The 10,161-nt window shown below is 71.4% G+C and carries 11 protein-coding genes; 10 read left to right on the forward strand and 1 reads right to left on the reverse strand.

Annotated elements, in window-relative coordinates:
- Nucleotides 1–359 precede the first annotated feature (359 nt).
- The 5 genes from ACWGPE_RS09260 (at nucleotide 360) to ACWGPE_RS09280 (ending at nucleotide 6,208) form a co-directional block, all read left to right on the forward strand.
- The gene (locus ACWGPE_RS09260) at nucleotides 360–4,241 is read left to right on the forward strand and encodes a glycohydrolase toxin TNT-related protein (RefSeq protein ID WP_452048557.1); all 3,882 of its coding nucleotides are present in this window, start codon (nucleotides 360–362) and stop codon (nucleotides 4,239–4,241) included.
- Nucleotides 4,238–4,516 carry a hypothetical protein gene (locus ACWGPE_RS09265; RefSeq protein WP_231430084.1) on the forward strand — a complete coding sequence of 93 codons (279 nt, stop codon included), beginning with the start codon at nucleotides 4,238–4,240 and terminating at the stop codon, nucleotides 4,514–4,516. The genes ACWGPE_RS09260 and ACWGPE_RS09265 overlap by 4 nt, the downstream gene beginning before the upstream one ends.
- Nucleotides 4,517–4,635: 119 nt before the next feature.
- On the forward strand, nucleotides 4,636–4,977 hold the full coding sequence (locus tag ACWGPE_RS09270; RefSeq protein WP_275505455.1) for a hypothetical protein: 342 nt from the start codon (nucleotides 4,636–4,638) through the stop codon (nucleotides 4,975–4,977).
- Between the two features lie 145 nt (nucleotides 4,978–5,122).
- Nucleotides 5,123–5,689, forward strand: a complete 567-nt coding sequence (locus ACWGPE_RS09275) for a T6SS immunity protein Tdi1 domain-containing protein (RefSeq protein WP_231430086.1) — start codon at nucleotides 5,123–5,125, stop codon at nucleotides 5,687–5,689.
- 9 nt (nucleotides 5,690–5,698) lie between these two features.
- Nucleotides 5,699–6,208 carry an Imm61 family immunity protein gene (locus tag ACWGPE_RS09280; RefSeq protein WP_231430087.1) on the forward strand — a complete coding sequence of 170 codons (510 nt, stop codon included), beginning with the start codon at nucleotides 5,699–5,701 and terminating at the stop codon, nucleotides 6,206–6,208.
- 245 nt (nucleotides 6,209–6,453) lie between these two features.
- On the opposite strand, the gene ACWGPE_RS09285 is transcribed toward ACWGPE_RS09280, so the two are convergent.
- Nucleotides 6,454–7,095 carry a TNT domain-containing protein gene (locus ACWGPE_RS09285; protein WP_231430088.1) on the reverse strand — a complete coding sequence of 214 codons (642 nt, stop codon included), beginning with the start codon at nucleotides 7,093–7,095 and terminating at the stop codon, nucleotides 6,454–6,456.
- A gap of 140 nt (nucleotides 7,096–7,235) precedes the next feature.
- Here ACWGPE_RS09285 and ACWGPE_RS09290 point away from each other — a divergent pair, with 140 nt between their 5' ends.
- From ACWGPE_RS09290 to rpsG, 5 genes are all read left to right on the forward strand, one after another.
- Nucleotides 7,236–7,793 (forward strand): hypothetical protein, encoded by a 558-nt coding sequence (locus tag ACWGPE_RS09290; RefSeq protein WP_452048558.1) that lies wholly within the window; start codon nucleotides 7,236–7,238, stop codon nucleotides 7,791–7,793.
- Nucleotides 7,794–7,852: 59 nt separating this feature from the next.
- Nucleotides 7,853–8,344, forward strand: a complete 492-nt coding sequence (locus ACWGPE_RS09295; protein ID WP_452048559.1) for a DUF6121 family protein — start codon at nucleotides 7,853–7,855, stop codon at nucleotides 8,342–8,344.
- 71 nt (nucleotides 8,345–8,415) lie between these two features.
- Complete coding sequence (locus ACWGPE_RS09300; RefSeq protein ID WP_231430091.1) at nucleotides 8,416–9,063, forward strand: spermidine/putrescine ABC transporter substrate-binding protein; 648 nt, start codon at nucleotides 8,416–8,418, stop codon at nucleotides 9,061–9,063.
- Between the two features lie 256 nt (nucleotides 9,064–9,319).
- The gene (gene rpsL / locus ACWGPE_RS09305) at nucleotides 9,320–9,694 is read left to right on the forward strand and encodes a 30S ribosomal protein S12 (protein ID WP_022893888.1); all 375 of its coding nucleotides are present in this window, start codon (nucleotides 9,320–9,322) and stop codon (nucleotides 9,692–9,694) included.
- On the forward strand, nucleotides 9,694–10,161 hold a 468-nt coding region (rpsG, locus tag ACWGPE_RS09310), incomplete at its 3' end, for a 30S ribosomal protein S7 (protein WP_136708465.1). The genes rpsL and rpsG, both read left to right, overlap by 1 nt.

Genomic DNA, 10,161 nt, shown 5'->3' on the forward strand with positions numbered 1-10,161 from the left:
CACCCACGGCTCCTGAGGCTGGTTCACCCACGGCTCCTGAGGCTGGTTCACCCACGGCTCCTGAGGCTGGTTCACCCACGGCTCCCGAGGCCGCTGCGCCGACGGCTCCCGAGGCTGGTTCGCCGACGGCTCCTGAGGCCGCTGCGCCGACGGCTCCTGAGGCTGGTTCGCCGACGGCTCCCGAGGCCGCTGCGCCGACGGCTCCCGAGGCCGCTGCGCCGGCTTCGCCCGAGAGCGCGTCGCCGGAGGCTCCTGAAGCCGGCACCCCTGCGGCGGCCGCATCCGGAACGTCGACCTCGGCGCCGACGTCGGGTGCGACGGCCCCGGCCGACGTCGATGTCGACATCGAGTTGACCGATGTGCCCACGCAGCTCGACGGCGACTCGGTCGCGGCCGAGGTCGGGTCGTCGAAGGACGGCGACGCCGAGGCATCCCCCGAGTCGAATGAGCTCACGCTGGAAGACGTGGCTCCGGTGGCGGGCGCGGGCGCCGCAGCGGCGGGGGCCGCCGCCCTGCTCAGCAAGCCCTCGATCCTGCCGACGAACCTGTTCGGCGGCTCGGGCACCGCAACGCCCACGACGTCGTCGGCCGCCGGTGCCGGAGCGGGCGGTGCGACGCCGGCCACTCCTGCGGCACCCGCCGGCGCCCAGCCGGGCACTCCTGGCGGCACCGCGGCGGGCGACGGCTCGGCGCCGCAGCAGCCGGCCAACGGCACCGGTGACGGCTCGAGCGCCGACTCGAACCAGCCGTCGGGCAACCACTCCGACCGTACGCTCGCGGAGATCGATCAGGCCCTCGCGCAGATCAACCCGCACTACGACCCGTCCGACCCGGCCAACGGGTACGCCACGAACTGCGGCAACACCTCGTCGAACCTCAACGACTTCCTCAACGGGACGTCGTCGGCGGAAGCCACGACCGGCACGCTCGACATCTCGCAGATGGAGGCGCGCACCGGCAACCCGCAGACGCCGATGACGCCGGCCCAGATCGACGCCACGCTGCGCGACATGGGTCCCGGGTCGCACTGCGTGGTCGGCATCGACCGCTCCACCGGCGACGGTCACTGGTTCAATGCGTACTTCGACGGCACCACGGTGTGGTCGCTCGACGCGCAGACTGGCAGCCGCTCGCCGTGGCCGCCGAACGAGCCGAGCGCGACGACCTGGGACGCGTCGATCCAGCCCGAGCACGTCACCAACCCCGACGGGTCGAAGCCGAACGCGAAGCCCGACGCGTCGACGCCCAGTGCGCCCGACGCATCGACGCCCAGTGCGCCGAGCGCGACGACGCCGAGTGCGCCTGCTGCACCGACGGCGCCGCCCGCCCCGAGCACGCCGGCCGCGACCGCGCCCCACTCGGGAGCACCGGCACCGGCATCGCCGGTCGCGACGACCCCGGAGGCCACGGCGTCCACCACCCCCGCAGGCTCGGAGGGTACGTCCTCCAGGACGGATGGCGACGGCGGTGACCGGAGCGGTTCCGGGTTCACGAGTCAGGCGACCGTGTCGCCGACGCACCCGTCGGATGGCTCGGCGGGGCCGGGCACGACGTACAACGGCTACAACATCCCCGATCTGACGCCCGAGATCCGGAGCCAGCTGACCGCCCTCGCGGCGCAGCCGAACTCGCCGATCGTCGCGAACGACGATGGCTCGTTCTCGCTGAAGAACGCGATCACGGTCGACGCGTTCAACCGGAAGGACCCGAATCTTCCGAAGAACCCGAACCATGACTGGGCCGAGTTCCAGCGCCAGGTCGGTCTGCAGCAGCAGGGGCTGAACGACCTGACGGTGTCGGAGTGGCAGCACAACATCAACTTCTACGACCGCGAGAACCGGGTCGCGCAGGACCTGCAGAAGTCGGCGTTGAAGACGTTGACCGCCAACGGCGTACGTGTGACCTACCCGACGCCCGCGGTGCTGCACGGCCCCGATCAGATCGCGGGCGGCCGGGCCGACCGTTTCGATGGCGCGGGTCACTCACCGATCAACAGCGCGCTCGGTGCCGGGTGGCCGGGCCGTCGTCTCGACGACCTGCGTGCGGATGTCGCGGGTGCTGTGCGGAAGATCGATCCGGCGCTGCGCGCGCACATCAAGCTGAACGTCCAGCTCGGTGCGCACAATCTCGAGACCGGTGTCTCGGCCACGCAGGCGACCCTGACCTCCGCGAAGCCGGTGACGTCGGGGCCGGCTCCGGCGCCGGGAGCCGCAGGTTCGGGGGCGCAGGCCGGCTCGGCCCCGGCAGCGCCGGGCTCGTCCGCCGCGAGCCCGGCTCCGGCGCCCGCCGCCGCGGCGACCGCGCCGGCTGCGAGCACGTCGACCGCTGCGACTCCGGGTGCGTCGACGGGCGCAACGGGCGGCGCGAACGCGACCTCGGTGTCGCGTGCCGGTGCCGGCGGCACCACGAGCGGTGCGGACGCGGGTGCGACGCGGGCGGCCGCGGTCGGTTCTGCCGATGGTGCAGGCAGCCCGTCGGCGTCGACCGGCACACCGTGGACCCCCGAGATGGGCGACCCGGTGCTGTCCGGCGCCGATCACGGCCCCAGCTGGGAGCGCGTCCCCGACCATGCGTCGACGAGTCCCGTCGACCCGAACTACGGCGATGTGCGCAACCCGGGCGAGAGCGGCCACCTGGCCGACCCGTTCGCCCACCCGGGAACGGTCCCCTCGGAGATCTCGCATCTCATCACCGACCCGGAGGCGCCGTACGGCCGTGGGGACGACGGCACGCCGTACACGCGTGACGAGTGGGAGAGCCGCTACACCAACGCGCAGGGTCGTCCGGTCTACCCGGGCAACCACGGCGCGAACCCCGACACGTTCGTCGAATACTCGGGCCCCGACGCGCTCGACGCGTTCGTCCGCGACTACGGCGACGAGCTCGACCGGATGGGTGGCCCGTACGGAGACTTCCTCTCCTTCCCCGGCACCCCGTTCGAGGCGCGGTCGCTGCCGCCGAGCAACTTGAGCGACCCGTACTCGATCTACCGGTTCGGCGACTCACTTCCGGCGGGCACCCGTATCGAGGTCTCCGAGATCGCGCCGGCGTTCGGGCGCGACGGCGGCGGACTGCAGGTCCGGATCCTCGACTCGGACGGCAATGCGCTCACGGTCGACCAGATGATCTCCGACGGCACCCTCGTGCGGACGGATGTCGACGGCGCTTCGGGAACGTACTCGGACCCGCGGTCGCCGATGTCGCCGGAGGATGCCGCGGGGCGGCCGATCCCGACCCCGCACCCGACTCCGGCGGAATCGTCCGACGTTCCGGCCGCGCCAGAACTGTCGCGAAACGGGTCGGCGACCCCGCCGACCGGTGCGACCGGGCCGGCGGCGACGGTCGACGCGGGCACGCCCGACTCGACGTCGACCGACGCGGGCACGCCCGACTCGTCTTCAACCGATGACGGGACGCCCGACCCTGAAGCGGGCGACCCCCAGACCACCGTGGCTGAGACCACCGAGGCGGAAACCGCCGATGCTGAGACCACTGCGGCGCAGACCGGTTCGGAGACGGCTGAAGCCTCGCCCGCTGAGGACGCCGACGCGGATGCCGCATCCCAGCCGTCCCTCGCGGACCTCTGCGAGGTGAACGGAAACGGCGCTTCGCAGGCTTCGATCGACCAGGCGCGGGTGCAGGCCGAGGAACTCTTCGGTGGTCTCGCGCCCGAGAACCGTGCACTGCTCGCGGCGAATCCGGTGGCCATCGACATCATCCCCGCGGGGAAGAAGCTCACCGAGCTTGCGGAATATGCGCACCTGGCGGGCCTGCAGACCTTCGACGGTCGCCAGTGGGCCGACGTCCGGGGAATCCAGGATGTCGTGAACGGGCGGGTCAGGGTCGCCATCGGTGAGGAGGCGCTCGCAGCCGTTCCGCAGGGCTACGGGCCCGGCTTCGTCGCCGCACACGAGGGCGGTCACGGGCTGCAGCGTTCCGCACTGACGCCCGATCAGGTGAACACCCTCGCGCAGCTCCACGCCGACCGCGTCGCCGCTCAGCCGGTCGTGAACAGCGGCACCGCCGGGGGATCCGGCCACAAGGACTGGCTGGATCCCGACTGGTACTCGGCGGCGAACAAGGAGGAGTACTTCGCGAACTCCGTGGCCGCCTACCATGGTCACGCGTACAGTCCGAACGCGGCGGTGACCGCGAAGTACACGCGGGAGTGGCTGCGAGTGAACGATCCGAAGATGTTCGCTCTGATCGATGGGCTCTACGGAGCGAAGGGAGCGCAGTGAACCGGATCCAGGAAGACCCGCCCCGGTATCGGGTGTTCGCCGGTGATCGTCTCGCCCTCGAGCTGCGGGGCGAAGGCGGGATCCTCGTGAGCACGTCGACGCCACCGCCGCCGCCCGGCGCACCGCCGGTGACCCATCCGTTCGCGACGGCGACCTTCTACATGTCGGTGAACGAGGGTGAGCTCGGCAGTCTGCTCCGGGGCGCCGCCGATCTCGATTCGTTCCTCGACTCGGTTCGAGCGCTCGGGTACCGGGTCGAATCCGTGCACGAGTGAGCGGACGTCGTTCCGCCCACCCCACCATGCCCGCGCGGTGTCGCGAAGTTCTCATAGACTGAGGCTTTTCCGAGTCACCGCCCGAGCGAACTGGAGGCCCAGTGTTGGATGCCGAGACGATGCGCTTCGTCGATGAGGCCGTTGGGTTGCCTGCCGAGGAGCTCGAGGCGGCGTTCGACCGGCTGGTCGACCTGCGCTCAGAGGGCGGCAAGGAGGCGAGCCGCGCGGCGGTTCCGTCGGCGAGCGAGAACTCGGAGCTCGATCACCGCATCCGTGCGGGGCTGCTCCCTCGGGCCGATGAGCTGGATGCCCATCTGGTGGGACTCCACTCCGATGCGCGGGCGGCGATCTCGACGACGGCCCGTGCGATCTTGAAGCGGCGGAAGCTGACGGTCGAGCAGTTCGCCGTGCTCGTCGAACCGTTCGCCGGGCGCGTCGGACTTCCGGAACACGACGCCTGAAGCCCATGGGGAGTGCTCCCCATTCCCTCCCGCACCCCGCTGGGTAGACTTCCCGGGTGGCCGAGTGCTGACCGCCGCGGAGGCATCCGGCTCGCCCGGATCGGACACGACGAGCTGATCAGACCCAACTGAGGAAGGCGTACGCATGACGAGGTTCCGGAGTTTCGAGCCGGTCGCTCCCATTTCCGACGAAACGATCCGGGCCTACGAGGGACAGGTGCCCGCCGAGGTCACCGAGCTCTGGCGCACGGACGGCGCCGGCCTCGTCGGAGACGGCTACTTCCGCCTCGTCGATCCGGGCCGCGCCGCGCAGATGCTCGAGGGGGTCATCGGTCTGCCCGAGGCATCCACCGTGCTCTTCACGACGGCGCTGGGCGACCTGGTGGTGCACGTCAACGGGCTCTACCTCGTGTACAAGCCGCGATGGGGGGTGATCGACCTCGTCGAGGGCGCGAGCTTCGACGAGCTGGTCGCCCTCGTCGAGGACCCGGCTCAGCGCGACGTCGCCTGGGAGTGGCAGCCGTACCCGGCCGCCCGCGACCGCGATGGCGCGCCCGGGTTCGAGCAGTGCTACGGTTTCGTTCCGTTGCTCGCGCTCGGTGGCCGGCCCGACGCGGGAAACCTGCAGCTGTCGGGCCTCTACGAGCACCTTGCGGTCATCGCGCAACTCGCCGGTCAGCCGCAGGTGCGCGCACACCTGCAGACGGCCTAGTCTTCGGCGATGGATGCCTCGGCTGAAAGGTCCGATCCGATCGTCGACTACGCCGCCGACGGGCGCGTCGTCACGTTTCCGTCGGCCGACGCGGTGCTCTCGATCGGTGACATGGAGATCCTGTACGAGATCCGCGCACGCGAGGGCGGCTTCGAACTGACGCGTCAGGCGCGGAACGAGGTCCCACGGCTGCTCGTGTCGAGCAGCGAGATGGGTCTCGTCCGGAAGTACCTGCTCATGCTGCTGAGCGTGCACGTGCGCTCGCACCTCCGGCAGCGGCCCATCCGCTTCCCGGGTTCCCCTGAATCGCTTCCGGCAGGATTCGATCTCGAGACGGGCGAGGCCGAGCAGACGCTCCGCTGGGTGTCCGACGGCGAACCGCACGCGGCGATCTTCCCGCCCGGATCGACTGCCGCATCCGAGGCGGCGAAGTTCACCTCGGTCGCGCGCCGCACCGAGGAGGAGATCATCGCGTCGCTCGAGCACCCGGGCGGGCGCCCGCTGTTCCTCATACGCTGACCGCGATCCGAGGCGGAGAGCTCGCATGGGCGGAGTCGTACTCATCGGGTGGCGTCGGTTCCGTGCCGGCTCGCGCGCTGGCGATTTCGTGTCTGAAGGCGCGACGTGCCCGAGGTGAACGTCGGTGAGACCGCCATCGAGGGCAGCGTCATCGCGGTCCGCAGTCCGCAGTCCGCTGCGAGCATGCGATCAGAGGCGCGGCGGCCGGACCGGACGCTCCGGCGCCGGCGTAGGACTGCCGGCGTTCAGACCGCGGGCGCGGGGATGAGTTCGACGCGGCGGAGCCGGTCGGCGACCACGAGGTCGCGGATGCCGACGTAGTCGTCGGCGAGCGTGAAGCGCAGGCCGCCACCCGGCTGCCCGAACCACGGCTGCACGAGCGCGGCCCGCACGAGCACATCGCCGGCGGTGATGAAGCGGTGCAGCGCGGCGCCGTCGACCAGCGCGGTCGGCGGCAGGGCACGCGCCTCGACCGACGTGCCGCTCGGGAAGAGCTGCACGCCGTCGAGGGCACCGATGCGGTCGAGCACGAGGCCCGCCGGCAGCTCGATGAGCAACGATGTACCGTCGGCCAGTCGCGCGCGGAGCTCGTCGTAGTGCCCAGTGGCGCTCGCGGCGACCGATGCGAGGGCCGTCTCGTTCGCTCGCTCGGGCGCGGGTAGCGGCCGGGCGAGGTACTCGAGCGCACCCGCCGACGCCTCCTCGGCGGTGGGCCAGCGTCGCAGCACGACGGCCTGGCCGTAGTCGACGGTCACGAGTTCGAACCCGGATGCGGCCGGTCTGAGCACGAGCCCGCCCTGCAGCGGCTCGTCCGTCTCGCCGGGCAGCAGCAGGTCGCGCGGGCCGAGGCCGCGCTCGGCCAACGCTCGTCTCAGATCCTCGAACATGCGGTCAACGATAGCCGCTGGCGAGGGTTCGCGCCCGGGCCGGGCATGGGGAGAACTCCCCATGCACGGCGAGGCCCGCCATGCACCGGCGGAGCCCGCGTCGTCCCCGGCCACCGGGCCTGCATGGGATGCTGGTTGGCATGAGACTCGAACTCGATGCGCCGAACACCGCATGGCTGCGCGTTCCGGCCGAGGCGGCGACCGACGGCGACGAGGCCGCGGTGTGGGCCGATGACGTGGTCGCGGGCTTCCTCCGTCGCCATCCCGATACGACGGCCGAACGGCTCGACGCCGTGCGCGCACTCGCCGCGGGAGCGCCGTCGCGCATCCTGCCGGGCGCGGCCGTCGGACTGCTGTACCTGCCCGGCCCCGGTGCGGCGGCGCTCGTCGTGAGCATCGGCGTCACCGAGCCGCAGCAGATCGCGGGCTCGCTCGTGCGCGCGCTGCTCGGCGATGCCGAGCTCGAGGGGCGCCCCGCCGTCGACCCGATCGAGGTCGCCGGCCTCGGCACGGGCATCGCGGTGCGCTGCCGGTTCGCGCCCCAGCCCGGCCTGCGTCCGGCTGCCGGCCTGGCCTACCTCCTGCAGGGCGATCGCGCGACCGTTCGCGTCATGGTGAGCCCCGCACCCGAGGAGCTCGTCGCGCACGCGGCGGCGTCGCTCGACTCGATCGTCCGTTCGCTCCGCGTCGTCGACTGACGCGAGGCCGCACCGGCCGTCCCGGCGACGCGGCCGGCGATCGGGCGTAGCCTCGAGAGATGGCCGACGACGAGCTCCGGACGCGCAACGCGTGGGTGGTCGCGAGCTTCGCGGCGGCGCTCGACCTCGCGCTCGTCGTCTGCGGCTTCGGCTTCGTGAGCCTCCTCTTCGACCTCGAAGTGGTCGGCGATCCGGCGGTCGGCATCTTCGTCGCCCCCGCGGCGGTCGCGGCATCCGTCGTGGCGGTGTTCGTGAGCCTGGGCGCTCTGCTGCGGCATCCCGAGCGCGCGGTCGTGACCGTGCTCGTGGCCACGCTCGCCTCGTGGCTCGCGTTCGTCGCGGTCGCGACGATCGGCCGGCTGCTCGGCTCGTCGGACCCCCCTGCCGAGAGCGTGCGGTTCGGTCTCGTGTTCGGGCTCGGCTGGTTCGGCCTCATCGTGCCGGCGTGCGCGTTCGTCACGGCCGCGTTCGCGGTGCTCGTCGCGCGCGGTCGGCAGGGCGGCATGGAGCACCCGCGCTGGCCCTGGGAGCGCGACGACGAGCAATTCTGATGCCTTGCGCGGCGCGCCAGTCGTTCGCCGCCTCGGCCCGCCGCGGCGCCGCGCGCAGTATCGTGAACCCGATGGAGGGTTCGGTCGAGGCGCGCGTGAGCCACGAGGTCGACCGCTGGCTGCAATGGCTGCCGCGGTGGCGGCCGGGAACGCACCGTGCCCGGGTCCGGCTCTGCCAGCGCTGCTTCGGGTCGCCGATCATCGCGGCGGCGGGTCTCGACGTCGACGTGCCGCACCCCGTGCAGCACGCCTTCTCGATGCGCATGAAGGGCATCATCGACGACGCCGTCGACGACTACACGGCGCGCAACCTGCCGATGCTGCACCGCGAGATCCGCCTCGCGGAGGAGCGCAAGGCCAGGCGACCGTATCGGGCGGGGGAGGGGCTCGACCCCGAGTACCTCGGACTCGAGCTCGACCCCGAGCCGGTGCCCGACCAGCCGTTCCTGTTCACGCTCGGCGGTCTCGAGGCGACGGCGGCGGCCGAGGCGAACGAACCCGCACCGCGCCCCTTCACCCCGGAGGAGAAGGAGGCGCTGCGCGAGGAGGTGCGGCTCGCCGACGAGTTCGCCAAGCAGCTCGGTCGACGCATCTGCGTCGAACTCGCCCAGCACCGCTATCGCATCGGCAACGCCGTCGAACGTCTCGTCGAGCCGCAGGTCGCCGACATGCTCGCCGACCTCGACCGCGAACTCGACGCGCCGGGCTGGGCCGGGTGACCGTCGCCGGCGTCGCACGGGCCTCATTCCGCGTTCTCCCCGTCCGCGAAGCCGGCGCCGTTTGACCGCAACGTTACGGGGCATTACCATTGATCGGGTGTGCGCGTTCACGCGCGCGCATTCGGGTGCCCGCGGACTTCTGCGGCTCACCCCCACGGCATACCCACCATCCAAGGTTCCGCAGTTCTGCGGCGCCGGCGGGTCTGATGTGAAATCCATCATCAGCTGTCACCGTGCAGCACAACAAGGAGAAGCAGTGCCAACCATTCAGCAGTTGGTCCGCAAGGGTCGCTCGCCGAAGGTCACCAAGACCAAGGCTCCCGCCCTGAAGGCCAACCCCCAGCAGCGCGGCGTGTGCACGCGTGTGTACACGACCACCCCGAAGAAGCCGAACTCGGCGCTCCGCAAGGTCGCCCGTGTGAAGCTCTCGAACGGCACCGAGGTCACGGCCTACATCCCCGGTGAGGGCCACAACCTGCAGGAGCACTCGATGGTGCTCATCCGCGGCGGTCGTGTGAAGGACCTCCCCGGTGTGCGCTACAAGATCGTCCGTGGCGCGCTCGACACGCAGGCCGTGAAGAACCGCAAGCAGGGCCGCAGCAAGTACGGCGCGAAGATGGAGAAGAAGTAATGCCTCGTAAGGGACCCGCTCCGAAGCGCCCCGTCGTCGCCGACCCGGTGTACGGCTCGCCGGTCGTCAGCCAGCTCGTCAACAAGATCCTGATCGACGGCAAGAAGGACCTCGCGCAGCGCATCGTCTACGAGGCGCTCGAGAACGTCGCCGCCAAGTCGGGCCAGGACGCGGTCGCGACCCTCAAGAAGGCGCTCGACAACGTGCGCCCGACCCTCGAGGTGCGCTCGCGCCGCGTCGGCGGTTCGACCTACCAGGTCCCCGTCGAGGTCAAGCCCCACCGCGCGAACACCCTGGCGCTCCGCTGGCTCACCAGCTACGCCAAGGCCCGCCGCGAGAAGACCATGACCGAGCGTCTCACCAACGAGATCCTCGACGCCTCGAACGGCCTCGGTGCCGCGGTCAAGCGCCGCGAAGACACGCACAAGATGGCCGAGTCGAACCGCGCGTTCGCCCACTACCGCTGG

The sequence above is a fragment of the Agromyces sp. NPDC055658 genome, assembly GCF_053618155.1.